We start from the raw sequence: 24,853 nt of genomic DNA, 5'->3' as shown, positions 1-24,853 counted from the left end.
CCGGCGCCGCGTCGACCCATGCGGCGCCATTGTTGGCTCACCTGCCCACCCGGCCCGCGAGCGCATCGCGGCAGAGCCGGTCGGCGGTGCGGGTGGTCTCCGGCAGCCGGTGGCGCGGGGTCAGCGCGAGCACCCGGTCGGACGCGTTCTCCAGCCCCATCCGGTGACCGACGCTGACGAAGACCGGTTTCACCCCGTCCCGGGTCCGCAGCACCCGGCCCACCACCTCCCCGCCGTCGTGCAGCGGGGACCAGGCGCCACGCGCCACGGCCGGCGGCTCCCACCGGCCGACCAGCGGTGTCTTGCCGACCCCGATCGCCGGCAGGCCGGTCACCACGCCCAGGTGGCAGGCGAGCCCGAACCGGCGCGGATGGGCCAGCCCGTGCCCGTCGCAGACCAGCAGCTCCGGGCGGACGGTCAGCCGGTCCAGCGCCGCCAGCAGGGCGGGCAGTTCCCGGAAGGCGAACAGCCCGGGAACGTAGGGGAACGCGGGCCGGCCCACGCTGACCGCCTGGTCCACCACGGCCAGCGTCCGGGCTTCCAGCACCGTGACGGCCGCTGCGAGCCGGTCACCGCTCTCGGCGTACGCGACGTCGAGGCCGGCCACCGTCGCGGGCTCGGCGGGTCCCGGCCCGGTCAGGTCCGCGAGCGGTCGCAGCCGGTCCTGTACGGCGAGCGCCTCGCTCTCGGTCCGGGGCGGCGGGGTGTCGGCCGGGGGGTTCACCCCGTGATCGTAGGCAGCGCCTGGGCGGCCCGGCTCACGCCCGCCGGGCACGACGGTCGGCCGCCATCGGCGACGGCCAGCCGCCAGGGCGGCGACACACCCGCCCGGTCCAGCCCGACTTTTCGCACACCTGTCGGGTAATTTCTTCTGGTCCGACAACCGGTCATCGACAGGAGAAGCTCCGCGCATGGGCAAGAAGACGATCCACGTCTCCGACTTCAGCGGCACCGTTCTGCGGCCGGACGACGAGGTGGTCCGCGTCGTGGTGCTGGAGCACCCCGATCTGGTCGCCGGGCCCGTGCAGCTGGACGCCACCGCGACAGAGGTGGAGAGCATCGACGACGCGGCGCTGGACGTCGCGGTGGTCGAGATCCACGACCGGCACGGCAGCGGCGAGCCCCGCAGGGTGGTGCTGACCGCCAGCGAGTTCGACGCGATGGCCACCGACGTGCCGATGGCCCAGTTGCTGAAGACCGCCGAGCGGGTCCGCCCGCCGAAGGCCCGCCGGGGCGCCGAGAAGGTCGACTACGGCACCATCGAGCACGCCGGCAGGCCGCACCGGGGTCGGGTCACCGAGGAGGAGGCCCGGCTGGTCCGCGAACGGCTCGACGAGGTGAACAAGCGGCTCGCCGACGCCGGCATCCGGCAGGTCGACCCGACCGACCCGGAACATGCGGCCCGCTACGGCTTCCCCGCCGCCGACTGATCGACGCCCGTACGCCGGGGCACGCACCCCCGGGGCGCGTGCCCCGGCGCGGCTCAGGCCCCGTTCCGGACGATCCCGGCCAGCGCAGCCTCCACTGCGGACTCCACGGCACCCTTCTCCAGGCCGAGCCCGCCGAGCACGCCGTCACCGCCCTCCTCCTCGAGCAGGGCGAGCAGGATGTGCTCCGTACCGACGTGGTCGTGCCCCATCCGCAACGCCTCCCGGAACGTCAACTCCAGGACCTTCTTGGCTCGCGCGTCGAAGGGAATCAGGTCCGGAACCTGGTCGACCTTCGCCGGCAGGGTCCCGGTGACGGCCTCCCGCACCCGCTCCAGGGGGATGCCCCGAGCCACGATCGACGCGGCCCCCAGCCCCTCCGGTTCGGCGAGCAGCCCGAGCGCGAGGTGCCCCGGGGTGATCTCGGCATTGCCGGCCGCCCGCGCCTCCTCCTGCGAGGCCAGCACCACGGTGCGGGCGCGGGGGGTGAACCGGCCGAACCCGGCGCTCGGGTCGAGCGTGGCGGCGGTCTCCGCCTTGGCGGCGGAGCGCTTCTGGGCGGCCTGTTTGCTGACCCCCATGCTGCGGCCGATTTCCGTCCAGGACGCGCCGGAGCGGCGGGCCTGGTCGACGAAGTGGCCGATCAGGTGGTCGGCGACGTCGCCGAGGTGGTCGGCGACGACGACCGCGTCGGCGAGCTGATCGAGCGCGTCGGGGCGGGCCTTCTTGATCGCCGTGATGAGGTCGTCGAGCCGGACCGAACTGGGCAGCTGAACAGGTGTCGTCATGCGTCAACCATAGGTTGACGCGCATTCAATCGTCAACCCTTGGTTGACGATCGGGTTTCCGTCCCGCCACCACGAGCGCGGCCTGGGCCAGTTGCCGCCCCTCCCGGAACCGCGAACACCTCGCGCCCCGCGCGTCAGCCCGGGCCGCCACGCCCGGATAGCGTGACCGGGGCGGTGCGCCGTTGGTTCGTCGGTGGCGGGAGGATCGGTTCATGCGGCTGCATGTGGGATGCGCGATGTGGGCGCACCGGTCGTGGCAGGGGCGCTTCCTCGCGCACCCGCTGCCCGCCGACGAGCGCCTGCGGCACTACGCGGGCTGGTGCGACGCGGTCGAGGGGAACACGACGTTCTACGCGACCCCCACCCGGGACACCGTGGCGTCGTGGGCGCGGCAGACGGGCCGCGACTTCCGGTTCGTGCTCAAGCTGCCGAAGCTCATCACGCACGAACGACGCCTCGCCGACGTCGACGGGGCGCTCGGGGCCTTCCTGGACGCGATCGAGCCGCTCGGGCTCCGGGCCCACGCCCTCTGGATCCAGTTGCCGGGATCGTTCGCCCCCGCCGACGTCCCCACGCTGGCCCGCTTCCTGCGCCGGCTCCCCGCCTCCCACCGGTACGCCGTGGAGGTCCGCCACCCCGCGTTCTTCGCCGACGCCGGGGAGGCTCGGCTCCTGGAGAAGGCGCTCGCCGTCGCCGCCGCCGAGTGGATCCCGTTCGACACCACCGCGTTCTTCGCCAGCCCGCCGACCAGCGACGCGGAACGGGAGGCATGGACCAGGAAGCCGCGCGTGCCGCTGCGGACCCGCGCGCTGACCGACCGGCCGATCGTCCGGTACCTGGGCCGCGACGACCCCGCGCGGACCGTCGAGGGCTGGCGGCACTGGGTCGACGTCGTCGCCGGCTGGCTGCGCGAGGGCCGCTCGCCCACCATGTTCGTCCACACCCCGGACAACGCCGACGCGCCCGCGCTCGCCCGCCGCTTCCACGACGAGGTACGGGCACGCGTGCCCGGGATCGAGCCGCTGCCGGAGCCGGTGCCGGTCGAGCCCCTGACCCTCTTCTGACACCGTCACTTCGGGCACCCGCGGCGGAAAGAGCACCGGCTGGCCGGCGGCGGCCCAGGAGGAGACGACGAGGGTACTCGTGGGGCTGCCCGACCCGCCGGAGCAGCCCCACGAGTTCGCTCAGCCCCCGACGGGCGTCAGCTTGATCAGCTCCCAGCCGCCCTCCGGCACGTCGTCGGTCGGGTCGGTGCGCAGGTTCATCGGATTGGCCATCCCGAGGTACAGGGTCGAACCGTCCGCGACCATGGTCCGGAAGCCGTAGTTGAGGTAGTTGCCCAGCCCCTTCGTGTCAACCGCGGTGGCGGGCCGCAGGTTCGACTCGAACATGTACAGATCGCCACCGAAGAGCTCCGGGTCGATCTCGATCGGGTCCAGGTCATCGCTCAGCCCCCGCGCCGCGTTGGCGAAGCCCATCTGCCTCGCGGCCTCGGGCAGCAGGTCCTTGGCGAGGTAGCTCCAGTCCATCGTGCCGACGAACAACCGCCCGCCGGCGACGGCCATGGTCCAGGTGTAGTTGGTGTAGATGTTGCCGAACCCGATGTGACCGTGGCGCGGACGGTAGCCGGTGGAGGTCCACTTCCAGGCGCCCGCGCCGTCGTTCGCCGCCGGGTCGTACGCCGGCAGTCTCGCCTCCCCGTAGAGCAGTTCCACCCGCTTCTGGGGGGTGTCGAACCGCTTGCCCCGGAAGATGCTCACGGCGCGCTGGGACTTCTCCAGCATCGCCCGCGCCGCGGTCTCGTCGGCCGGCGGGTACAAGTCGGCCAACACGCTCGTCGACTTCATCGGGACGTGCATCGTCCCCCAGTAGAGGTAGCCCTGGTAGGAGGCGAGCGCGCCAAGGCCGTACGTGCCGGCGATGACCGGATCCGGCTCGTAGGACGCCGCGCTCCAGACCTGCTTCCACAGCGCGGTGTCCTCCTCCGTCAGACCCGGCGCACCGTCGGTCAGCGGCGGGCTCATCCAGACGCCGGCGATGCCGGGGTTGGCCTCGTCGGTCGGCGTGACACGGGGACGGCCCCAGCCCGCGCCGGTTCCGCCGGCCGCCGAGCGTCCGGCGGAGGAGCCGCCGTTCGCCGCCGACCAGGTGCTGACGAAGACCCGACCGTCGTGCTCCGTCAGGTCGGCGATCTGGGCCGGCAGTTGGCCGACCTCGACGAAGTTGAACGGATTCGTGCGGTCCCCGGCCCACCGCAGCATGTACCCGCCGTCCCGGCCGTTGGCACCGACCCCGACGCCCGCATAGAGGACGTCGCCGGCCACCAGGAAATGGCGGATATTGCCGTACTTGGTGAAGTTCGCCGAGCCGAGGTAATCGCCGGTGACCGTGTCGAATGCGAACATGTTGACCGTCTGCCCGAGAGCCGGCCCGGCGAGCAGGACGACTCCCTGGTGCGTTCCGCCGGCCCGCAGCCCAAGCGTCTTCTTCAGCCGAGAGGCGTCGGCGGCCGACGCGTGCACGATGACGTCCGTCTTCTCCGTCTGCACTTTGGAGGACAGGTCGTAGACGTACACCCGGGGATGACGGTGATCGCCCACGTTCGTCGGCATGGTCGGATTCTGTACCACGATCTGACTGTTCGCGAACTCACACGCATAGTCATCGTTCAGTCGCGGCTCGGGCAGAGAGAGAGTCGATCCCGTCACGATGCAGTTGACATTTGCTCCGGTGCCGAACCAGAGTCGATTGTTCGCCTGGGCGAGCGACCACACGTATGCCTGGTTGACCTTGGCCTGACCCTGCGCACACGGCGGGCCAGCCGGGTAGGGCATCCCGATGCCGTTGAAGCACTCGTCCGGAACAGCCTTTCCCAGCAACTCGTGCTGGAACGTCGTCGACGGCCGCGGCAACAATCCGGCCGCCCCCGGGCTGGCCGCCGTGGACGGAACGCCGGCAAGGACGGGCAGGACGCCGAGGACGACGGCAGAAAACAGACGCCATCTAGACATTTTGGGCCGATGCATCAGTGCCCTCTCATTCAACGTGATCTGCTGACAACAATGCGTAGACGATTACTCAGCCCAACGAAAGCAACACCCACGGTGACGCAGGAACAAGCACCCACGGTGACGCAGGAATAACAGACATCGGGTTTCGGCAAGCGTCGCCAGCATCGCTCCGCCGCGCAGACAGCAAAAGTCGGCAGGACGATTCCGGTAGATAGCTGGCCCGGATTTCGGGCGTCCACAGCGTACCGTCGACAACTGTTTCTGTCAGCCGTCCTGCATGGACACGAATGGTCGCGGAAGCGATAGGCCCGCCCGGGACTCGGCCACGAGGGATCGGTCACGAGGATCGGGACTCCGACGACCATCGATGCCTGGCCGGGCCGCGGAGACAGAAGAAGGGCCCCGGCCCGGTGGAAACCACCAGGCCAGAGCCCTTGTTGCTGGCGCGTTCCGGGGCCTGAGCCCGGCGCCCGCAGATCAGGTTTCGCTCGCCTCCCCGGCGGCGCGCTCGTTCCTCAGGTCGCGGCCGGCACCGGCGCGCCGAGTTGGCGGTAGAGCCCGAGCCGGTCCATCTCGTCCCAGTGCCCGGCGAGCAGGCCGTTCTCCACGACGAAGATGTCGATCAGCCCGATCGAGAACTCCCGACCCGAGGGCGGGATGTCGAGGATCGCGCCGACCTGGCGGCCGGAGAACGTCATCCTGACGACGATCTTGTCGCCCTCGACGATCACGTCCTCGACCGACAGCCGCAGGTCGTCCACCGCCGAGCGCCAGCGCGCCACCGCCTGCTTCATCCCGTCGCGGCCCTGCGCCGCCGCCGGGTTGGGGTGGCGATAGCCGGCCGCCATGCAGCGGTCCAGGCGGCTCAGGTCGCCATCGTTGTACGCCCCCACGAAATCGTCCACGAGACGCAGCGCGTCATCCCTGTCCATCGTCGCCGTCCTTCCTCACCGTGAGTTCGCGCCTGCCGGACGCCGGGTGTCCGCCGTCGCCAGCAGGTCCCGCGCCGGAGGGTTCTCGGGCGCGACCGCACGGCCGAAGACGGTGGCCGCGACCAGGTCGCACGCATCGCTGTTGCTGTACGGGTGCATGGTGCCCGCGCGCACGTCGCGCTGCGCCCGGTCGTACACCGAGCCGGCCTGCAACGCAGGCGAGCCGACCAACTGGATCACCCGGTCGACGACGGCGACCGCGTTGTTGGTCCCCACCGTCTTGGCCAGCACGACCCGGCTCATGCCCTGCTGCACGCTCATCGACGTCCACAGGCTGTTGCCCATCACCTCGGCCGCCGTGCGCGCCACGAGGGCGCGGGCGCTCTCGATCAGCGCCTCGCACTCGGCGACCGTCGCCTGCGCGAAGGCCCGGTCCTGCCAGCCGCGCCGGGCCAGGTCCCGCACGCACTGCTCGTACGCGCCGACGGCGATGCCCAGGTACACCGCCGCGAAGGAGGGCATCGCCCAGCCCCAGAGCGTCTGCAGGAGGGTGCCGTCGAGCCGGCCGACGGGGAAGCTGAGGGAGACCGCCTCGTCCGGCACGGTCACCTCGCAAAGCTCGATGTTCTCGCTGCGGGTGGCCCGGAGCCCGGAGGTGTTCCACGTACCCGATTTGATCTTGATACCGGGGGTGTCCACCGGGAGGCGGAAGATCAGCACATGCGGGCCGTCCGGATGCTCCTCGTAGACGGCCATCGAGGTCATGTGCGTCATGACGGCGCACCCCGTGCCGAAGGTCTTGTGGCCGGTGACGACGTAGCCGCCGTCGACGCGCCGGGCCCGGCTGCCGGTGGACCGCACCAGCGCGTGCCCCGGCTCGGCGGTGGCGCCGGCCAGCACGACCGACCCGTTGGCCGCCTGCCGGAGCATCTTCTCGGCGCGCTCCTCCCCGGTCGTCCGCCACGACCGGGCCAGCTGACCGACCATCGACAGGTGCATGTTCACGGTGAGCGCGGTGGATCCGCAGCCGGCGGCGAGCCGCTCCTGCGCCAACACCATGTCGGTGAGGTCCCCGCCCAGGCCACCCAGCTCCTCGGGAACCGTCAGCCCGAGGTACCCGCTCTCGCGGAGGTCGGCGAAGTTCTCGAACGGGAACGCCCCGCTCTGGTCGTACTGTCGGGCGCGCTCACGGAACGTGGCAGCCAGCCGGTCGGCGAGCTCCACGAACCGGTTCTGGGACGGGGGGCAGTGCAACTTCACCGCGACTCCTTCCGGGTGGTGGTGGCGGTTTCCCGCGCGGCGGGAGCCGGACGCCGGCCGGCGACGACCAGCCAGGTCCGCATCACTCCCGGCACGGTGCGTGGCGGGGTGCGCGGAACCCAGCGCCGGCGCGCGATGGCGAGGTCGCTCGGCTCGCGCACCCGCGCGTCCCAGCCGAGCGCGCACAGCCACTCCTCCGGGTCGGCGACCCCCGACTGCCACGGCCGGCCGCCCTCCCCCATCTCGCGCAGCCAGTCCTTCAGCCACGGCGCGCGGTAGGTGTCCGGGTTCACGTGCTCCAGCGCCAGCGTGCTGTCGGCTGCGGACAACGCGTGGATCTGCCGGATCAGCGTCTCCGCCTCGGCGTCGGTCAGGTAGTACAGCAGCCCCTCCACCAGCCAGACGGTGGGGCGCCCAGGGTCGAACCCGGCCCCGCACAACCGGTCGGCCCAGTCGCGGGTGAGGTCGGCGGGGATCGCCACCCGGTGACACGGCCGCTCCGGGGGGGCGTGCTCGGCAAGGAACGGCTCCTTCAGGGCGACCACCTCGGGAAGGTCCACCTCGTACACCGTCGTGTCGGGCGGCCAGTCCAGCCGGAAGGCGCGGGTGTCGAAGCCGGCGGCCAGGATGACCACCTGCCGTCGGCCCGGCTGAGGGGACGCGCGGCGCAGATACTCGTCGAAGAACCTGGTCCGCACGGCGAGCACGTCGAAACGTGGTGTCGGGTTCTCCCGGAGCTGCGTCAGGACCTCCGGTTCCATCCGCTCGAGCAGCGCGATCGCGAGCGGGTCGGCGAAGAGGCGGTCGGCCCGCAGGGTCTCCGCGGCGCGCGCGTGCGTTATCCAGCGGGCGGTGCCGCTCACCCCGAGCATCAGTCTTCCCTCCACGCCGTACGGTCGGACGCCGCGCCCGACCGGTGCCACCCGCCGGGGAACGACGCCGCGGCGCGCAGGAACGCCTCGTTGTCCCCGACGCCGCCGACGGTCACCCGCACCCCCTCGCCGGGCACCGCCCGGACGTGGACCCCGGCCGAGGCGCAGTGGGCCGCGAAGGCGTCCGCGTCCGGCACCGAGGGCAGCCACAGGAAGTTCCCGTGCGACGGTGGGCAGGGCCGGCCCATCGACTCCAGGGCCGCGCGTACGCGTTCGCGCTCCGTCACCACCTCGCGGACCCGCCCGGCGAGTTCGTCACCGGCGTCCAGGCTCGCCAGGGCGGCGAGCTGGGCCGCTGCGGTGACGGTGAAGGGCAGGGTGACCTTCCGCAGCGCGGCGGCGACGGGGCCCGGGGCGATGCAGTACCCGACCCGCAGGCCCGCCAGTCCGTACGCCTTGGAGAACGTCCGCAGTACGGCCACGTTGGCGCGACGGGCGGCGCGCAACACGGCCACCCCGTCCACCGCCGGGCTGAACTCCCGGTACGCCTCGTCGAGGACCACGAGCACGTGGTCGGGCACGGCGTCCACCAGCTCCGCGATCCGCTGCCGCGCCACCACGGCGCCGGTCGGGTTGTTCGGATTGCAGATGATCAGAAGCCGGGTCGCCGGTGTGACGGCGTCGAGCATCCGGTCCAGGTCGTGACCGCCGGTGGCGTCGAGCGCCACAGCCCGCCGGCCGACGCCCAGCACGTCGGCGACGAACGGGTACGCCTCGAACGACGGCCAGCCGAACAGGACGGCATCGGCGGGCGTGCAGGTCGCCTGCACCAGGTGCTGGAGGAGCACCGCGGACCCGGGGCCGACCACCACGTCGGACTCCGGGACCCCGAGCAGCTCGCCGAGGCGGCGGCCGAGCCGGGTGGCGGCCGGGTCCGGGTACCGGTGGGCGTCCGTCAGCGCCTGCCGTAGTGCGGCCACCACGGACGGCAGGGGTGGGAAGGGCAGCTCGTTGTGCGCCAGCCGGACGGGGGCCGGTTCCGCCGGCCGGGCCTGCGGGCTAGCGGACAGGTCAGCGCGTAGGAAGGCCGGCACCGTCATCTCCGTACTCCGGAAGGTCGTCGTCCCAGCAGCGGCGCGAGCGGATCCGACGGTCCGGCCGGGCTCAGCCGCAGGGTCCGCGCGCCGGTGCGGCGCAGGTCGTCGGCGTGGTGGGCCAGTTCGGTCAGATCGTCGACCGGGACGTGCAGGAACATGCCCGACAGCCCGTCCAGCTCGCCCCTGGACGCACGGACGATCGCGTCGACGACGAGGTCGACGCTGGTCCAGTCGGTTCGCCCGGCGAACATCGCCATGCCGCGGGTCATGTCCGTCTCGACCGCGCCCGGGCTCAGCTCCAGCACCGTCACTCCCTGCTCGGCGAGTGGACCGCAGAGCGTTCCGGTGAGGGCCAGCAGTGCCGCCTTGGCGGCGCGGTAGGCGGTGTAGCGGTGGTCCTGCCGGATTGCCGCCATGGAGTTGAGGTTGACGATCCGGCCGTGGCGGCGGGCCACCATCGCCGGAAGCACGGCCTGGCACAGGTTGACCGAGCCCCGAAAGTTGACGTCGAAGACCCACCACCAGTCGTCCGGATCGGCCTCCCACAGGTGCGCCTCGGCGCGGTCGATGGCACCCGCGTTGTTCACCAGCAGGTCGATCGGGCCGAGTTGCCCCTCGACGGCGGCCACGGCATCGCGGACGGCCCGCGCGTCGCGGACGTCCGCCACGGCGACGGCGGCGGCGGACCCGTGCGCCGCGCACGCCTGGGCGACGGCCTCCAGCCGCGCGAGGTCGCGCCCCAGGAGACCGACGGACACGCCCCGGCCGGCGAGTCCGAGCGCGATCGCCCGCCCGATCCCCCGCCCCGCTCCGGTGACGACCGCTACCGAGGTGCCGGGGACGGCCTCACCAGGCATCGTCACCGACCCCTTCCCCACCGGCGCTCACCAGGACCCCGGCCCCGCCGGCCCGCATGATCTCCGCGCGGTCGCGCCAGTGCGCCCAGAAGGCACCCGTGTAGCCCTGCCGGACGAGGTCGAGCAGGAACGGGTTGTCGGCGTAGTTGTTGTCGTGTTCGCTGATCCCAGCGATGGTGGGCAGCATGACTCGGTGCAGCTCCGCCGCCGGCACCATGCTCCAGAGCAGTTCGAGGGCCTCCTCCCAGCCCGCCTGCGGCCCGTCGCCCCCCGGCAGGTCGGGCGACAGGTAGCACAGCAGCCGGAACTCGCCCGCCGGGTCGAACACGAACTGCCGTTCGTACTCCACCGCGTCCCGGCACTCGGCCAGGGGCTTGAGGAGGATGGGCCCCGAGCCGGTGTTCGCGCGCACCCCCGGCACGGTGCGCACGCCCGCCGACTGGGCGGCGACCGAAGCTCCGAGCGGGATGTACGGAAACAGCCGGAGGCCGAGGCTGAACCCGGTCACGGTCGCGTCGAGCCCGAGGAACTCGTCCACGCACTCCCGCATGGTGCGCGGCGTCTCGCCCGGCATCCCGAACAGGGCCTCCACCATCGTCAACATGTCGTTCTTGTGGCAGAGCTTCACCAGCCGCTCGGTGTCCTCGTGCCGGTAGTAGCGCCGCCCCCCGGCGGTGACCTTCCAGCTGTCGAGCAGGTCGTGGCGCACGTGGTCGGCCCCGACGTTGATCCCAGCGCAGCCCGCCGCGGCCAGCAGTTCGGCGAACTCCTCGTCGAAGGGCGCGGGCTGGCAGTAGACCCACAACCGCAGTTGGTGCAACGGGCTGCCGTGGTCGGCGTCCTTGCGGCGGACGATCTCGCGGAGCAGGTTCTTGCTGCCGGCGATGTTGAGGTTGAACTCGCTGTCCGTGGTGTGCAGATCGTGGATGCCCTGGGCGAGCAGCATCTCCATCTCGTCGACCACGGCGGCAGTGTCCCGGCCCGCGAAGCTAGTGCCCTTGGCGTTCGGTTCCACGCAGTGCGCGCACCGGTAGGGGCAGCCGTTCTTGGTCAGGATGCTGCCCAGGCCGCCGCTGCGGTAGTAGGCGAGGTTGTCCACCCGCAGGGGCACGCCGGAGCGGCGCACGTACGGCGACACCCGGTTCACCTGCCAGACCATGCTGCCGCCGTCGGGGGTCCCGGCCGGCGCCGGCGTCCGGACCACCCGGCCGCCGCCCTCGTTGACCAGCAGGCCCGGCACGCTTGACGGGGGCCGGCCGGCGCGCAGCGCCGCGGCCAGTTCGCAGATGACGACCTCGCCGGGGCCCCGCACGCCGTACTCGACGTTGAAGTAGTCGACGAGCGCGTGCGGCATCGTGGAGAAGCCGACCCCGCCCACCACCAGCGGTGCGTCCGTCAGCCGCCGGATCTCCTCGATGATCTCCCGGTGCCCGACGAGGAACGGTGGCCGCCGTTCCAGGGCGTACACCGTGTCGGTGTTGCGGATCGTGACGCCGACGAGGAGCGGCCGGTGCTCGGTGAGGTACCCGCGCAGCACCGACGCGACGTCGTCCCGGTGGAACGTGAGGTCCAGCACCGCCACCTCGAAACCCGCCGCCTCCAGCGAGGTGGTGAGCACATCCAGCGCGTACGGCGCGATCGGCGGGTGCACCAGGTTCGGGTTGACCAGGACCACCAGGCCATTACTCATTCGCGCTCTCCTTCGGAATGCCCCGGGCCCGGGGCAGCGGCGGCCGGGAGGCCCACTGACGGGTCGGACGGACTCCGACGCGCAGGTCACCGCTCACCGGCGAACGGACCGTTCCGCGTGGACGTGTTCGAGAATCCGCACCGCGGCACGCGCCCCGTCCTCGGCCCGGACCTGTTCGCGGACCTGGCGGGCCCGCTCGGCCATGTCGACGTCGCGCAGCGCCGTACGCATCGCCGCGGTGAGGTTGTCCGCAGTCAGGTCGCGCTGCCGGATCGGCGGCGGCGCGAGCCCGAGCCGGTGCAGCTGGTCGCCCCACAGCTCCTGCTCGCGGTGCATCGGGCAGGACACGTGCGGGATGCCGGCCGCGAGGGCCTCGTTCGCGACGCCGGCCGAGCCGGCGTGCACCGCGAGCCGCAGCCGGGGCAACAGCCAGTCGAACGGCGCCTGGTCGAGGACGAAGACGTCGTCGGGGGGCACGTCGATCCGGATGCTGTCCCACCCGCCGCTGACCACGGCCCGGACACCGAGGTTCCGGACGGCCGCCACGACGATCTCGCCCATCCGGCGCGGGTCGTCGCCGCTGAGGCTGCCGAAACCGACGAACACCGGCGGCGGCCCCGAGTCGAGGAACCGCACCAGCGGGTCCGGGGGACTCCACCGGCCCTCGCTGGGCAGCAGCCAGAAGCCGGTCGTGTGCACGCCGCTCGGCCAGTCGCTCGCGGGCGCGACCAGGTGGCGGCTGAACCCGTGCAGCACGGTCGTTCGGCTCCCGTCGGGCTGGCGCAGCATGTCGTACTGTCCGCGCCGCGGGGGGAGGCCGAGCCGCTCGCTGCGCCAGCGCTGCACGGTGGCGGTTTCCAGGCGCAGGAACCGCAGCGGAACGTAGCTCAGCCGCTTGACTACGCCGGGCAGTTTCGCGTCGAACCGGAACAGCGCGCTCGGGTACTGCCACGACGGGACGACGTACGGGTGCAGCAGCGCGAGCACGGCCGGCACCCCGAGCGCCTCAGCGACCTGCTGCCCCTGGTCCACGAACTCCTGGGAGTGCACGACGAGGTCGGCGCCGCCGCCGGCCGCCGCCCAGGTGTCGTCGAGGATCTTCGGCAACAGGCGGGAGAACTCGGTGCGCAGCCGCTGCTGCACCTGCTTGCGGCGGGAGCTGTCCAGACCGCCCCGGAAACCACCGCGCTCCAGGATCCGGCGCACGTCCGGGTCGTTGAGGATGCCCAGCCACTCGTCGTCGCGTGGGGCGAAGCCCACCCCGTACTGCTCGGCGAGGGACCGGAACCGGGCGGGAGCGGCCAGCACGGCCTGGTGTCCCTCCCGGTGGAGGGCGTAGGCCAGCGCCAGGTAGGGCTGCACGTCGCCGCGCGTGCCGTACGCGTACACGAGCACCCTCATCGGGCCGACTCCGGCTGGCCGGTCGGGTGGCCGGCGAGCCACGCGTCCTCGGCGGCGTAGTCGTGGTGCCCGAACGGGTCGCCGTCCAGCAGTGGTCGCAGTTCCGGGGCGCCCGCCTTGGCCCGCTCGTACAGCGACGCGGCGGCGTCCGCGATCGCGGTCCGGTGGTCGACCGGTGGGGTGAAGCCGAGAGCGCTGGCGGCGGAGAGGTCGAGGACGAGCCCCGAGCGCGACGACGACCAGGGGCTGTTGCCCACCCCGGCGGCCGGGCCGCCGTCCAGCGGCACCACCTCGAAGTGGTGGCCGAGGCGCTCACCGACCAGGCGGGTGATGTCCAGGACGGTCGGGGCCTGCGCGTCGGCGGCGTTGAGCACCCGACGGCCGGGCAGGGCAGCGCAGTGCACCGCCAGGGCAGCGAGGTTCTCCGTCGCCGTGCCGTGCCAGCGGTTGGTTCCCCGGTGCGCGAGGATCACCCGGGACCGCCCGTCGAGCACCCGCCGCACGAGGTACCACTCGCGCAGGAACACGCCGCCGACGCCGTACAGCGCGCCGGGCCGGAGCACCGTCACATCCAGGTCGTCGATATCGATCATGGCGAGTTCGAACGCCCGCCGCACGGCGGCGTACGAACCGGTACCCGGCTCGACGGTGCGGTCGGTCTCCCTACGTGGCCCGTCGAAATCGGGGGCCCGCCCGGCCGCCGCCGTCTCCAGGGTGCGGCCCACGGCGTCGGCGTAGACGGCGGCCGTCGAGACGACCGCCACCGACCCCACCTCACCCGCGAGATCGCGCCACTGCCGCGCGTGGTCGGGCGTCGCGCCGACGCAGTCCACCACGAGGTCACAGCCGCCCCCCACCGCGCGGCGCAGGCTCGCGTCGTCGTCCCGGTCGGCGTGCACGACGCGCACCCGGTCGGAGTCGGGCCAGGGCGCGGGGCGGGTGCCGCGGCTCACCGCCGTCACGTCGTACCCCGCCGCGACGAGGCGGGCCACGACGGCGACGCCGAGCTGGCCGGTCGCGCCGATGACCATCCCTGACCGGCTCATGTGGTCGTGCCTGCGATCGGGGCGGTGGCCCGGGCCAGGCGGATCGGCAGCCGGTAGACCAGCCGGCCGTCGGCGTCCCGCAGGGCGTCCAGTTCGCGGGAGACCGCGTCCTCCGCCGCCACGCGTCGCGCGTCGGGGATGAGCGCGACGAACGAGGCGACGCCGTGCCGTTCGGTCCACTCCCACCACTGCCGTGGGCTGTCGAACGGCACCTCCTGGGTGACCTCGACCACCTCCGCCTCGCCGAACCCGGCCTCACCGAGCGCGTCGAGGACCCCCTGCGTCGACGACAGCAGCACGGCACCCGCTGGCATCGCGGTCTGCCGGGGCAACGCCTGCGGATCGATGAACTGGGCGAGTACCGACATCGCGGCGGCCCATCTCTCGTCCGCGCCAGCGAACTCGGCGATGCCGACCCGCCCGCCGGGACGCAGCAGCGTCCGGTAGGCCCGCAGCGCTCCGGCCGGGTCGTCCATGGCGTGCATGACCATGCTGGCGAGCACCACGTCGTAGCTGCGGGGCGACTCGTCCAGGTGTTCGCCGTCCGCCAGCCGCACCTCGACGTGGGCCAGTCCCCGCGCGGCGACGTCCCGGGCCGTGTGCTCCACCATCCTGGGGGCGAGGTCGACACCGACCGCCCGGCCGGTGGGGCCCACGACGGCGGCTGCCTGCAACAGCACCGCGCCACGGCCGCAGCCGATGTCGAGGACGCGCTGCCCGGCGGTCAGGCCCACGAAGTCGATCAGCCGGCGGGCCACCGGCGTGGTCAACGGGTCGTCCGCGAACGCGTCGGCCACCCGGTCGTACGCCTCGGCCACCTGGTACTTGACGGCGGTGGTCGCGCCGTCCCGTCCGGGCTCCGCCGCCATCGCCGCGCCGCTCACCATGTGACGGTCAACTCCTCGGGGCCGAACTGGGCCAGCGCAAGCCTGCGGGGCACCGACTCGAACGGCACGGCCAGGCGCAGGCCCGGCAGTCGGCGGGCGAGCACGGCCAGGGCCGTTCCGATCTCCAGGCGGGCCAGGTGCGCGCCGAGGCAGTGGTGCCGGCCGTACCCGAACGCCACGTGCGGGTTCTCCGTGCGGGTGACGTCCAGCCGGTGGGCGTCGGGTATGACGGTGGCGTCCCGGTTCGCCGAGGCCAGGGCGACGATCAGCACGTCGCCCTTCTTGATGTGGGCGTCGAATATCTCGACGTCGGTTTTCGCGACCCGCACGAAACCGATGTCGGTCGGCGCGTGGTAGCGCAGCATCTCCTCCACCGCCGCCCCGATGGTGTCGGGGTCGTCCCGCATCCGGCGCAACAGACCGGGTTCTGAAAGTGTGGTGAGTAGCGCGAGACCCATCATGTTGAACGTGGGTTCGATTCCACCTAGAACCATTCCGGTCAGTTGAACTATCAGCTCTGGTTCGTCAACTATTTCGCCGCGCTCCCGGGCCGCCAGGAATTTGCTGACTATGTCGTCGCCCGGATTTCTCCGCCGTTCCGCGATAAGTGCCTGCATCGTACGCCGCAACTTGATCCGGTTGATGAGGACGGGATTTGTGGCCGGGTCCGGATCCCACGATGGTTCTCTGATCTCCCGAAGCTCGTCGGCCCACGCACGAAACGCCGGAAGCAGATCCTCCGACACCTCCAAGACTTCCCAGAGTGTGCCGGAGACGAGTGGATGGACATAAGCCTGAACGAGGTCGGCAGGGGCACCAGAATCCACCATCGCATCGACAAGCCCGTCGGCGATTCGTTCCAACCTCGGCCTGAGTGACTTTACTTGGGAAACCGTGAAGAAGGGAGCGGAAACGCGCCTCAGCCTGGTGTGATCGGGCGGGTCGAGATTGAACAACGCCTTTGCCGGATCGTCCTCCGGCTCGGCTGCCTCGATGCCGGCGGTGGTCGGCGTCCCGGCGCTGAAGCGCTCGTCGACCAGCACGGCCCTGACTTCCTTATGCCCACTGACCAGCCAGGCATCGGTCCCGTAGGCGGTGCGGACGCGGGCCAGGGGGTGATGCTCCCGCAGCCAGTCATAGATCGGTGAAGGTGACCCCAGCTCTTGCCGTTCAAAAGGATAAACGAGGTCTGACAACTGGAGGACAGCATCACTCACCATAGCCTACGTTCCCCCGTGCATGATGATCGACATAGTTGCATCTACCGTGTGGCTACGGCTCAAGCTACCACGCACGCTGACGACGTCGCAACAGTGAAATCCCTACCTTCTCCTTTCTTGCATGACCTTGGGCAATATGGTCTTATGTCAATGCCTCCCACTCATCCGGATACCGCACTGTGCGGGTGGAGGGCAATTCACAGAAAGCGCATCGAGCAACGAAAGGAGGAACGCATGGACGCGAACGCGACCACTGTCGGCGTCGACGGCCTCACCGGCCTGGACATCGACACGTTCGAGATCGGTGACTACCTGGACGAGACCGTCCTGGACACCGCCGACCTCACCGAGACGATGACGTCGTCGTCTTCCTGCACCACCTGCATCTGCACCTGCAGCTGTAGCTCCTGACGCTTCGGCGCCTGGTCTAGACCGAACTGGCACAACGCGTGGTTGCTCCCCGCGGAAGACTCCCGCAGCCAGGTCACGGCTTGGCCGCCCCGTTTTCCGCGGGGGGCGATCCGCTCATTGCCAATTACCCTTTCAGCAATTCACTTTCATCATAAAAATTTGTCCACGATCAGATGACACGCGCAGCACCCGGGCGCGTGCCGCGTGCCCGCATGCCTGTCGAAGAAGGGGGCGACGACAGGATGGCTTCTCCGCTCATCCTGGTACCCGGCCTGCTGGGGACCGCTGACCTCCACTACGGCCCCTGCCTGCCGCTGTGGGCCGACCGGTCCGTCACCGCCGTGGAACTGCCCGGCCACGGAGCCGACGACCCCGTGCCGGAGAAGCTCAGCCACACCGCCGTCGAGCGGGTCGTGGCCGCAGCCGCACTGGGCAGCGAGCCGTCCCTGCTGGTCGGTGTCTCGTACCTCGGCTCCGCCGTCGCGCTGCGAGCAGCAGCCGAACTGGGCGACCGGATCCGGGGAGTGGTCGTGTCCGGCTATTCCTTCACCGCCCAGGACGCCACGCTGCGACGGTGGCTCTCCGGCTTCATCCGGTTGGCCGAGCGCAGCCCGGACACCGGCCGCCACTTCGAGAAGCTGCACGGTCCCCAGTGGCCTCACCTGCTCACCCTCACCCTCGAAGAGCTGTCCAGCGGCCGGCTCCGCCTGCCCGACAGGGACCACCTGGGGCACCTCGACGTCCCGGTCCTGCTCGCCAACGGGGCGCTGCTGGAGGCCGAGCGGATCGCGGTACAGCCGGTGGCCGCCGCAGCGGACGTGGCGGTGCTGCCGGCAGCCGGGCACCTGGTGCCCAAGGACAGCCCGCGGCTCTTCGCCACGCTCGTCGACGACTTCGACGCCCGCATCACCACGCGGCGGACCACCTTCCACGAGCGGCGCGCCGCGCAACACGACGGGGAGAGCTGAGTGTCGCCTTCATCCGAGACCAGGCTCGCCGGATACGGCGTCGTCCGGGTGTCCGCCCTGCCGGCGTCCGCCCTGGAAGATCTCCGCTCACCGAAACTCGCGGACCTGCTGACCGAACTGGCCGTACTGGACCGGGACTGGTCGCGTCACGCGCCCCGGGTGGCCGAGGCGGCCACCTCGCTGGTGCCGGAGCTGCCCGACCGGAAACTCCGGGCGGAGGTGCTGCGCACCCGCCGACGCCTGCACCGCGGCGCACCCGTCGAGGCCGACGACCTCGCGGTGCTCGTCGAGCACGCCGTGCCCGGCGCACCGGCGCTGGCCGCCCTCGCCGCCCGGCGGGAGTCGCTGTCCGCGCTGTTGCCGACCGAGTACGACACCAGCTGGTCGACCGAGCAGCAGGCGCTGGCCGACCTGGCCCGGCAGGCACCCCTGCGCGCCGGCGCCCAGCTCACGGCCGACAGCCTGCTGCACAACATCGACCGGTTCGCCGACGACGTCGCGACCGGTGCCGGGCGCGACAAGCGGGCCCGGACCACCGAGGCGACCCTCGTCAACCTCGTCACCCGCAGCATCCTCAAGCCGTCGCCCTTCGGTCAGCTCACCCACACCCGGCCGGTACTGCTCCAGTCGGACGTTGCGCCGGAGCCGGAGCCGGACCAGGTCCGCTCCGTGTGCCGCCTGCCCCGCCAGCTGGTCAACTGGGTGGAACGTACGCTCGCCGACCATCCCGCGCTCCGCGAGCACGCCACGCTCCGGCGGGCACCAGTCGTGTCCGCGTCCGCCGACACCGTGTCGTTCCTCGTCCGTGGCCGCGACGGCACCGCCGAGTCCGCGCTCACCGAGCGCATCGTCCGCCTGCCCCGCACCGAAACCCTCGCCGAGGTGCTCCGGCTGCCCGCGGACGACCCGGTGACCCGGGCCGAGCTGATTCGCCGGTGCGCCTCGACTGGCGGCGGCGAGGCGGACGTCGTCGGCCTCCAGCAGGCCGGCGTCCTCGCCGCCGACCTCGGCCTCGGCGAACAGGACGGCGACCCGCTGCGCGCCCTGCTCCGTCTGCTCCCCGGGGACTGCCCCGAACAGCTGCGCGACGCGGTCCGCGCCCTGCTCGACGCGGAGACCGCCTTCGCCGGGGCGGACCCGCGGCAGCGCGGCGACCTGCTGGCCGAGCTGCGCGCCCGGATCGCGGCGCTGGCCGGGCTGTGCGGGGTGGACCTGCCGCCCCTGGAGTTCGCCCGCACCCTGATGTACGAGGACGCGGTCGACCCCCGGCCGTTGGCCGAGCCCCGAGCTCGGTGGGAGTCGCACCTCGACACCCTCGCCGCGCTGCACCGGGTCGTACCGTGGTTCGACGACCACGCCCACACCCGGGCCACCGTGGCGCAGGTCGTCGAGGCGATGTTCGGCCCCGGGCCGCACCGCCTGCTCACGCTCTACTCGGCCCTGTCCGTGCCCAGGGCGCGCAACGCGCTGATCGCCCGCCTGGTCGACCTGCACGCGCCGATCCCGGTGGCCCTGCGCCAGCTCCAGGACCAGGTCCTCGGCATGGTCGACCCCGGCACGCCGGGCGACGCCGAGGTCGTCCTCGACCCGGCGCGCCTACGGGCACTGGCCGACCAGCCCGACTGGGTGTCGCGCTGGGCGCGGGTGAGCTGGCAGGTGCAGCGCTACGCCGGCGAGGACGGCGCGGAGCGCCTGGTGCTGAACTCCTCGGCGATCGGCTACGGCCGCACCATCTCCCGGTTCTGTTACTCCTTCGAGGCGGCCGACGCGGCGGCGGCACGCTTCACCGAGACGGTACGCCGCGAGTTGGCCGAGCCCGACACCGCGCCGATCCGGTCCGTCGACCTGTCCGCCGTGCTCGGCATCAACGCGAACATCCACCCGGCCCTGCTGCCGCGCTACCTGCGCTACCCCTGCGGCACCCCGGGCGGCTGGCCGGGCGCGGGCATCTCGTTGGAGGACTGCTGGGCGCGGGTCCACGGGGGACGGCTGGAACTCACCGTGGGCCGGGACGGCCCGCCGCTGCGGCTGGTCCCACTCAACTTCCTGCTCAACGAGCTCGCCCCGCAGTTCTACCGCTTCCTCTCCTTCTTCTCGACCGGATCGCTGGCCAACCTCGGCTGGTGGGATCGCGTCGACCAGCGGCAGCCGTCGACCGGAGCGGACCGTGGCGTGCGGGCGTACCCCCGGGTGCGTGTCGGCAGCGTCGTGGTGGCCCGACGGACCTGGAAGCTGCCGCCCGCGAGCCTGCCCGCCGTCGCCGGGCAGGACGGCCTCGCCGGCTACCGGGAGATCCGCCGCTGGCAGCACGACCTTGGCCTGCCGGACCTGGTCTTCTCCCGTCAGTTCACGCTGTCGGATCCGCTCGTCCCGCTCGAGGCGGAACAGCGCCGGCGCAACGCGCGCTCGCTCGTGCAGTTCCCGTCCTCCGCGGCCCGCAAGCCCGCGCTCGTGGACTTCACCAGCGTGACGAGCGTGCGGGCCTGGCAGCGCACGCTGAGCCGCGTCGACGACGACCTGACGCTGCAGGAGTGCCTTCCGCTGCCGGGCGCCGAGGTCGGCCGGGGCGGGCCGGACGCGCGGGTGCGCGAGTACCTGCTGGAGACCGTGGGAGGCGACGATGACTGACGACGCCACGCGCTGGCTGTCCTGCCACGTGTTCTACCACGACGATCCCGACCCGCTGCTCGCCGGCCTGCTGCTGCCGATGATCGACGGGCTGCGCGCACGCGGGCTTGCCCGGCAGGCGTTCTTCCTGCGGCACTGGGAACGTGGCCCGCACGTACGGGTGCGGCTGCGCGTCGCCGAGGCGGATGCGGACGCGGTCCGCGCCGACGTCGAACGCACGGTCACCGCCTACCTGCGGGAACATCCCGGGCCCGCGGGGCTGGAGCCGGAGAGGGTGCGCGACTCGCTGCGACACCTGAGCCGCCTGGAGCACGGCACCGACGAGATCGGGCAGGTGACCGAGCCGGAGCCACCGAACTCGCTGCGGTGGATCGACTACGAACCGGAGTTGGCCAAATACGGCGGCCCGCGCGGCGTCGCCATCGCGGAGCAGGTGTTCGACGGCAGCTCCCGGCTGACCGCCGAGGTGATCCGCACCGTTCCCGTCGACCGCGCACGGCTGGGCATCTCCCTGCAACTGCTCCTGCTCTCCGCCCGCGCGCTCGGCCTCGACGCGGCGGCACGCACCGTGTTCCTGCGTCACTACCGCGAACGCTGGGCGCCGTACGTGCCCGACCCCGACCGCCTCTTCGCCGCCTGGGACGGACAGTACCGGCACCAGGCGGACACCTACCGGAGACTGCTGCGGTCGGTCGACCGTGGCGATCCGGTCGGCGGCGGGCTCGGCCAGGCGTGGGAGCGCCTGCTCGGTGACGCCCTCGCCGCCCTCCGGCCGTTGGTGGCGGCCCGACAGGTGTGGCCCGGCGAGGTGGCGCCGGAGGCCCCTCCGTTCGTCGCGCTCGCCGCGCTCGTCTGCCAGTACCTGCACACCACCAACAACCGGATGAACGTACGGCCCCAGGGCGAGTGCTTCGTCGCGTACCTGGGCCACCGCGCCGCACTGGATCTGGCCGGCACCGCCATGCCGGACACGGCGGACGCCACCATGTCGACAAGCAGGAGTAGCCATGTCTAACAACAGCTTCCAGCTCACGGTCAACGTTCCCTGGTCGGTGCAGGAGGACATCCTGCTGGACGTGGCCGCGCCGCTGCTGGACCACTCGATGGAGCTCGGCGAGACCGAGCGGTGGTTCTACCTGCGCGAGAACCACCGGGGCACCCCGTACCTGCGGTTGCGCATCTGGTGCTCCACCCGTTCGGTGGTGGAGCGGCTCAAGGCCCACATCGCCACCCAGGCCGTCGGCGCGGCGGCCCCCAACGAGATGTTCGTCGACCGGCCGTACAACTACGAGCACGACTGGCTGGGCGGGCCGGGCGGCCTGGACATGCTGGAGTCCTTCTGGGCGGAGACGACGCCGCTGGCGGTCCGGTCGTTGCGCCTCACCCGGGGCGACCGAGCGCTGCGGATGGCGCACGCGTTCGACCTCCTGGTCTGCACCGGCGCGCTGCTCGGGCCGCGCCTGCCGGGGCGGCTCGGTGAACTCGGCTTCCGCGCCGGGTACCTCTCCTACCTCGCCACCTACGAGGGATACCTGCTGCTCATCCGCGACCCGGAGGCGGTGCGGGCCAAGCAGAACCGGCGCTACGAGATGAACCGCGACCGCCTGCGGGCCCGGGCCCGGGAACTGGTGGAGGCCCTGCAGGAGCCGGAGGGAGACCTGTCCGGCCTGCCGGAGTTCGCCGGGGAGTGGACCCACGTCCTGCGCTCGTACCTGCCGCGCATCCAGCAGGGTTTCGACGAGGGCCGGCTGTTCCTGTACGCCAACCCGCGCAACGGAGAGTTGGTCAAGCTCGCCCCGTCGCCGGACGGCCTCTACCGCCGGCCGGAGGTGCCCTGGCTGGCCGACGCGCCGACGCCGGCGGTCGCCGGCATCCACCGCGCGATCGCCGACAACCCCTACTTCCAGGGCATGATCCGCGAGGACCGACGGTTTTTGGCCTCGCGGCTGGCCCAGGGATACACCCATTGGCACCTCTACCGCCTCGGGTTCACCCTGGCCGACCGGTACACCCTGTTCCACCTCGTCGCCCGCAGCTTCGAGGAGGAGTTCGGCCTCGACGCGGTGGAGATCATCCGGTCGGTGCAGCCGGAGTCCGAGGCGGCGCGATGAGTGCGCCTGCGCCGTTCGGGCCCGCCGAGGTCGAACGGTTCACCCGGCGGCTGCGCGGCACGTTCGACGAGGTCTACCCGGCCGGCTGGAGCATCGACTGGGCGGCCATCCCGAGCCCGTTCCGCTGGTATCCGGACCTGCCGAGAGTCTCGCTCGCGCCGCTGCCGTACGCGCTGGGCACCGGCGGGCCCGAGGAGGCGAAGGCGCTGGCCTCCGGCTCCCCGACCACCTGGATCGGCGGCTACCTGCAAGCCTGCTACGGGCTGACCGGGGTGCGCTGGCACCCCTGGGGCATCGCCAAGAGCAGCCCGGAGGAGCCAAGGGCGGTGCACCGGGACCCGCACTTCCAGCTCCGCCGGCCCGTGCCGTCCGGCGGCGTGACCTTCCCCGCCGAGTGCTACGTCCTGACCGGCCCGTCACCGCAGCTGCCCGCCGGGACGTACCACTACGACGCCACCCGGCACGCGCTGTGGGCCATGCCCGATAAAGCAGGTACCGCCACCCGAACGCCATGCAGATGGTCCTGACCAAACCATTGTGGAAGAACTAATACAAGTACAGCGACTTCTCGTTCCGGATCGGTGCCCTGGACTCCGGCGCCGTCATCGGCCAGTTCGAGTCGGTCGCCCGGCGGTGGGGCTGGTCCTGCCGGGTGACGTTCAGCACCGACGAGCGGGACGTTCTGGCCCACCTCGGCCTCGACCCGACGGACGAGGCGGTCGTCGCGGTGATCGACGTCGACCCCCACCAGCCGGTGCCCGCGATGCCCGCACCGGTCGCGCTCTCCGCCCCCACCCCCCGGCCCGCCCGGTGGACCGGCGCCGCCAAGCGTCCGCCCCGGACCACCGGCGCGGCCCGCATGCACGCGGCATGCCAGGAGCGGGGCGGGCGTACCGGCCCGGTGCACCTGCCGCCACTCGCGCTGCCCGACGCCCTCACCGGCGGCGCGGTCCACCCGCTGCCGGCGCAGGGGACGCAGGCGGTGCCGGTCGCCGCCTCCTGGGCACGCACGGCCCTGGCCGAGCAGCTACGGCCCACGCCGCTGGCCGGCGCGGACCTGGCGCGGTGGCTCGACCAAGCCTGCGCGCCGCTGGACAGCGACCTGCCCGGCGGCGGAGCCGCGCTCGACCAGGTGCGGTGCGTGCTGCTCGCCCGCAACGTGACCGGCCTGCCGGCCGGCGCCCACCTGGTCGACCACGAACGGCGGTCGCTGCGAACGCTGGCCGACGGCGACTTCGGCGCGCGCGTGCTGCACAGCATGTTCGGCCGGTACATGAACCTGGCCCAGGCACCCGCGATCGTCCTGCTCGTCGGCGCGGCCTCGCCCCACCGGGAGGCGGGCGACCCGCTGGCCTACCGGGTGCAGCACCACGTCGCCGGGCTCATGGCGCTGCGGATGGTTTCGGCCGCCGCCGCGTCCGGCGCCACCGGGCACCCGGTGCTGGGCTTCGCCAGCGGCGAACTGGACGAGCCGCTCGGCCTGCGCGACGCGGGCTGGACGGCGCTGCTCATGGTGGCCTTCGGCGCGTACCGGCGCGGCCTGTACCTGGAGTCGAGCATCAACCCGGTCGCGGCCCGCGCGGCGGGCCGCATCACGCAGGACGAGGCATCCGCACCCCTGGAGGCGATCCGTTGAGCCGGTCACTACTGCGCCTGCGGGCCGACGCGTACTACGTGCCGGTGGAGGACGGCATCTGGATCCGCACCACCGACAGCTCCTTCACCCTGCGCGGCCGGGCGGTCGCAGGGTGGGTGGAGCGCCTCGCGCCGCTGCTGGACGCCGGCGTGGTGGTCGACGACCTGGTGGCGCGGCTCAACAGCGCCCAGGCGGCGTACGTGCGGCACCTGCTGGACACGCTGGAACAGCGGCGGGTGGTCCGCCGGGAACCGGCCGACGGCGCGGTCCCGCCCGAGTGGGAGGCGGCCTTCGGGCAGCAGCTGGAATACCTGCGGCACTTCTCGGCCGATGCGGGTTCGGCGCTGGCCGCCGTCCGGGCGAGCACGGTGACGGTGGTCGGACCGGCCGACCGCGCGGTGCCGCTGGCCGCCGCGCTGTTCGACGCGGGCTTCGCGGACGTGACGCTGGCCGACGCCGACCCGTCCGAGGACCTGCTGGCGATGGCGGACGAGTTGGCCGCCGGCGGGGCGCCCGTCCGGTTGCGCAGCCGGGTGCCCACCCCGGCGCGGCACCTCGTCGGGGTGTTCAACGTCGACGAGACAGCGGCCGCCCTGGCGCTGGCCGACCGG

General features: G+C 72.3%; 23 protein-coding genes. 10 read left to right on the top strand and 13 right to left on the bottom strand.

Annotated features, from left to right (window positions below):
* Nucleotides 1-37: 37 nt before the first annotated feature.
* Nucleotides 38-724 carry an endonuclease V gene (locus MCAG_RS20540; protein ID WP_007074905.1) on the bottom strand — a complete coding sequence of 229 codons (687 nt, stop codon included), beginning with the start codon at nucleotides 722-724 and terminating at the stop codon, nucleotides 38-40.
* Nucleotides 725-911: 187 nt separating this feature from the next.
* Between MCAG_RS20540 and MCAG_RS20535 the strand changes: the two genes are divergently transcribed.
* Nucleotides 912-1,430 (top strand): hypothetical protein, encoded by a 519-nt coding sequence (locus MCAG_RS20535; RefSeq protein WP_007074904.1) that lies wholly within the window; start codon nucleotides 912-914, stop codon nucleotides 1,428-1,430.
* A 53-nt stretch (nucleotides 1,431-1,483) separates the two neighbouring features.
* On the opposite strand, the gene MCAG_RS20530 is transcribed toward MCAG_RS20535, so the two are convergent.
* Nucleotides 1,484-2,215: a Clp protease N-terminal domain-containing protein gene (locus tag MCAG_RS20530; RefSeq protein ID WP_007074903.1), complete on the bottom strand. Its 732-nt coding sequence runs from the start codon at nucleotides 2,213-2,215 to the stop codon at nucleotides 1,484-1,486.
* A 236-nt stretch (nucleotides 2,216-2,451) separates the two neighbouring features.
* Between MCAG_RS20530 and MCAG_RS20525 the strand changes: the two genes are divergently transcribed.
* On the top strand, nucleotides 2,452-3,279 hold the full coding sequence (locus MCAG_RS20525; RefSeq protein ID WP_198141761.1) for a DUF72 domain-containing protein: 828 nt from the start codon (nucleotides 2,452-2,454) through the stop codon (nucleotides 3,277-3,279).
* A 120-nt stretch (nucleotides 3,280-3,399) separates the two neighbouring features.
* Here the strand turns inward: MCAG_RS20525 and MCAG_RS20520 are convergent, their stop codons facing one another.
* The 11 genes from MCAG_RS20520 to MCAG_RS20470 all read right to left on the bottom strand — a co-directional run bounded on the left by MCAG_RS20520 (nucleotide 3,400) and on the right by MCAG_RS20470 (nucleotide 16,488).
* Nucleotides 3,400-4,827: a hypothetical protein gene (locus MCAG_RS20520; protein ID WP_232290236.1), complete on the bottom strand. Its 1,428-nt coding sequence runs from the start codon at nucleotides 4,825-4,827 to the stop codon at nucleotides 3,400-3,402.
* Nucleotides 4,828-5,741: 914 nt separating this feature from the next.
* The gene (locus MCAG_RS20515) at nucleotides 5,742-6,158 is read right to left on the bottom strand and encodes an ester cyclase (RefSeq protein WP_007074900.1); all 417 of its coding nucleotides are present in this window, start codon (nucleotides 6,156-6,158) and stop codon (nucleotides 5,742-5,744) included.
* 15 nt (nucleotides 6,159-6,173) lie between these two features.
* Nucleotides 6,174-7,418, bottom strand: coding sequence for an acyl-CoA dehydrogenase family protein (locus MCAG_RS20510; RefSeq protein WP_007074899.1), 1,245 nt, complete (start codon nucleotides 7,416-7,418; stop codon nucleotides 6,174-6,176).
* Nucleotides 7,415-8,290: an SAM-dependent methyltransferase gene (locus MCAG_RS20505; protein ID WP_007074898.1), complete on the bottom strand. Its 876-nt coding sequence runs from the start codon at nucleotides 8,288-8,290 to the stop codon at nucleotides 7,415-7,417. The genes MCAG_RS20510 and MCAG_RS20505 overlap by 4 nt, the downstream gene beginning before the upstream one ends.
* Nucleotides 8,290-9,390: a histidinol-phosphate transaminase gene (locus MCAG_RS20500; protein ID WP_050778026.1), complete on the bottom strand. Its 1,101-nt coding sequence runs from the start codon at nucleotides 9,388-9,390 to the stop codon at nucleotides 8,290-8,292. The genes MCAG_RS20505 and MCAG_RS20500 overlap by 1 nt, the downstream gene beginning before the upstream one ends.
* The gene (locus tag MCAG_RS20495) at nucleotides 9,387-10,244 is read right to left on the bottom strand and encodes an SDR family oxidoreductase (RefSeq protein ID WP_036377667.1); all 858 of its coding nucleotides are present in this window, start codon (nucleotides 10,242-10,244) and stop codon (nucleotides 9,387-9,389) included. Before MCAG_RS20495 ends, MCAG_RS20500 begins: the two co-directional genes overlap by 4 nt.
* The gene (gene tsrT / locus MCAG_RS20490; RefSeq protein ID WP_036374472.1) at nucleotides 10,234-11,934 is read right to left on the bottom strand and encodes a tryptophan 2-C-methyltransferase; all 1,701 of its coding nucleotides are present in this window, start codon (nucleotides 11,932-11,934) and stop codon (nucleotides 10,234-10,236) included. Before tsrT ends, MCAG_RS20495 begins: the two co-directional genes overlap by 11 nt.
* A gap of 93 nt (nucleotides 11,935-12,027) precedes the next feature.
* Nucleotides 12,028-13,335, bottom strand: a complete 1,308-nt coding sequence (locus tag MCAG_RS20485; protein ID WP_036377665.1) for a glycosyltransferase — start codon at nucleotides 13,333-13,335, stop codon at nucleotides 12,028-12,030.
* Complete coding sequence (locus tag MCAG_RS20480) at nucleotides 13,332-14,381, bottom strand: NAD-dependent epimerase/dehydratase family protein (protein WP_083802323.1); 1,050 nt, start codon at nucleotides 14,379-14,381, stop codon at nucleotides 13,332-13,334. The genes MCAG_RS20485 and MCAG_RS20480 overlap by 4 nt, the downstream gene beginning before the upstream one ends.
* Entirely contained in the window at nucleotides 14,378-15,268 is an 891-nt protein-coding gene (locus MCAG_RS29815; protein WP_007074892.1) for a class I SAM-dependent methyltransferase, read from the bottom strand. Before MCAG_RS29815 ends, MCAG_RS20480 begins: the two co-directional genes overlap by 4 nt.
* Nucleotides 15,262-16,488, bottom strand: coding sequence for a cytochrome P450 (locus tag MCAG_RS20470; RefSeq protein ID WP_007074891.1), 1,227 nt, complete (start codon nucleotides 16,486-16,488; stop codon nucleotides 15,262-15,264). Before MCAG_RS20470 ends, MCAG_RS29815 begins: the two co-directional genes overlap by 7 nt.
* A gap of 234 nt (nucleotides 16,489-16,722) precedes the next feature.
* Between MCAG_RS20470 and MCAG_RS31175 the strand changes: the two genes are divergently transcribed.
* From MCAG_RS31175 to MCAG_RS33800, 8 genes are all read left to right on the top strand, one after another.
* Complete coding sequence (locus MCAG_RS31175; RefSeq protein WP_157548159.1) at nucleotides 16,723-16,899, top strand: thiocillin/thiostrepton family thiazolyl peptide; 177 nt, start codon at nucleotides 16,723-16,725, stop codon at nucleotides 16,897-16,899.
* A 242-nt stretch (nucleotides 16,900-17,141) separates the two neighbouring features.
* Complete coding sequence (locus MCAG_RS29810; RefSeq protein ID WP_050778025.1) at nucleotides 17,142-17,867, top strand: alpha/beta fold hydrolase; 726 nt, start codon at nucleotides 17,142-17,144, stop codon at nucleotides 17,865-17,867.
* On the top strand, nucleotides 17,868-20,495 hold the full coding sequence (locus tag MCAG_RS20460) for a lantibiotic dehydratase (protein ID WP_007074888.1): 2,628 nt from the start codon (nucleotides 17,868-17,870) through the stop codon (nucleotides 20,493-20,495).
* Nucleotides 20,488-21,510: a lantibiotic dehydratase C-terminal domain-containing protein gene (locus MCAG_RS20455; protein ID WP_007074887.1), complete on the top strand. Its 1,023-nt coding sequence runs from the start codon at nucleotides 20,488-20,490 to the stop codon at nucleotides 21,508-21,510. Before MCAG_RS20460 ends, MCAG_RS20455 begins: the two co-directional genes overlap by 8 nt.
* On the top strand, nucleotides 21,503-22,606 hold the full coding sequence (locus MCAG_RS20450) for a lantibiotic dehydratase C-terminal domain-containing protein (protein ID WP_007074886.1): 1,104 nt from the start codon (nucleotides 21,503-21,505) through the stop codon (nucleotides 22,604-22,606). The genes MCAG_RS20455 and MCAG_RS20450 overlap by 8 nt, the downstream gene beginning before the upstream one ends.
* Entirely contained in the window at nucleotides 22,603-23,133 is a 531-nt protein-coding gene (locus MCAG_RS20445; protein WP_036374464.1) for a hypothetical protein, read from the top strand. Before MCAG_RS20450 ends, MCAG_RS20445 begins: the two co-directional genes overlap by 4 nt.
* A gap of 125 nt (nucleotides 23,134-23,258) precedes the next feature.
* The gene (locus MCAG_RS20440; RefSeq protein ID WP_036374461.1) at nucleotides 23,259-24,242 is read left to right on the top strand and encodes a nitroreductase family protein; all 984 of its coding nucleotides are present in this window, start codon (nucleotides 23,259-23,261) and stop codon (nucleotides 24,240-24,242) included.
* Nucleotides 24,239-24,853, top strand: a 615-nt coding sequence (locus tag MCAG_RS33800) for a hypothetical protein (protein ID WP_036374458.1), incomplete at its 3' end; no start/stop codon positions are given. The genes MCAG_RS20440 and MCAG_RS33800, both read left to right, overlap by 4 nt.

This window comes from Micromonospora sp. ATCC 39149, from assembly GCF_000158815.1.
Lineage (GTDB): Bacteria > Actinomycetota > Actinomycetes > Mycobacteriales > Micromonosporaceae > Micromonospora.
The sequence above is the reverse complement of the archived record's forward strand: the minus strand, read 5'-3'. Positions and strand labels throughout refer to the sequence as shown.

Excerpts from the sequence above, each read along its gene's own strand:
- MCAG_RS20535 (WP_007074904.1), top strand. The coding sequence starts at position 912 with ATGGGCAAGAAGACGATCCACGTCTCCGACTTCAGCGGCACCGTTCTG.
- MCAG_RS20530 (WP_007074903.1), bottom strand. The coding sequence starts at position 2,215 with ATGACGACACCTGTTCAGCTGCCCAGTTCGGTCCGGCTCGACGACCTC.
- MCAG_RS20525 (WP_198141761.1), top strand. The coding sequence starts at position 2,452 with ATGTGGGCGCACCGGTCGTGGCAGGGGCGCTTCCTCGCGCACCCGCTG.
- MCAG_RS20520 (WP_232290236.1), bottom strand. The coding sequence starts at position 4,827 with ATGCCGACGAACGTGGGCGATCACCGTCATCCCCGGGTGTACGTCTAC.
- MCAG_RS20515 (WP_007074900.1), bottom strand. The coding sequence starts at position 6,158 with ATGGACAGGGATGACGCGCTGCGTCTCGTGGACGATTTCGTGGGGGCG.
- MCAG_RS20505 (WP_007074898.1), bottom strand. The coding sequence starts at position 8,290 with ATGCTCGGGGTGAGCGGCACCGCCCGCTGGATAACGCACGCGCGCGCC.
- MCAG_RS20500 (WP_050778026.1), bottom strand. The coding sequence starts at position 9,390 with ATGACGGTGCCGGCCTTCCTACGCGCTGACCTGTCCGCTAGCCCGCAG.
- MCAG_RS20495 (WP_036377667.1), bottom strand. The coding sequence starts at position 10,244 with ATGCCTGGTGAGGCCGTCCCCGGCACCTCGGTAGCGGTCGTCACCGGA.
- tsrT (WP_036374472.1), bottom strand. The coding sequence starts at position 11,934 with ATGAGTAATGGCCTGGTGGTCCTGGTCAACCCGAACCTGGTGCACCCG.
- MCAG_RS20485 (WP_036377665.1), bottom strand. The coding sequence starts at position 13,335 with ATGAGGGTGCTCGTGTACGCGTACGGCACGCGCGGCGACGTGCAGCCC.
- MCAG_RS20480 (WP_083802323.1), bottom strand. The coding sequence starts at position 14,381 with ATGAGCCGGTCAGGGATGGTCATCGGCGCGACCGGCCAGCTCGGCGTC.
- MCAG_RS29815 (WP_007074892.1), bottom strand. The coding sequence starts at position 15,268 with ATGGTGAGCGGCGCGGCGATGGCGGCGGAGCCCGGACGGGACGGCGCG.
- MCAG_RS20470 (WP_007074891.1), bottom strand. The coding sequence starts at position 16,488 with ATGGTGAGTGATGCTGTCCTCCAGTTGTCAGACCTCGTTTATCCTTTT.
- MCAG_RS31175 (WP_157548159.1), top strand. The coding sequence starts at position 16,723 with ATGGACGCGAACGCGACCACTGTCGGCGTCGACGGCCTCACCGGCCTG.
- MCAG_RS29810 (WP_050778025.1), top strand. The coding sequence starts at position 17,142 with ATGGCTTCTCCGCTCATCCTGGTACCCGGCCTGCTGGGGACCGCTGAC.
- MCAG_RS20455 (WP_007074887.1), top strand. The coding sequence starts at position 20,488 with ATGACTGACGACGCCACGCGCTGGCTGTCCTGCCACGTGTTCTACCAC.
- MCAG_RS20450 (WP_007074886.1), top strand. The coding sequence starts at position 21,503 with ATGTCTAACAACAGCTTCCAGCTCACGGTCAACGTTCCCTGGTCGGTG.
- MCAG_RS20445 (WP_036374464.1), top strand. The coding sequence starts at position 22,603 with ATGAGTGCGCCTGCGCCGTTCGGGCCCGCCGAGGTCGAACGGTTCACC.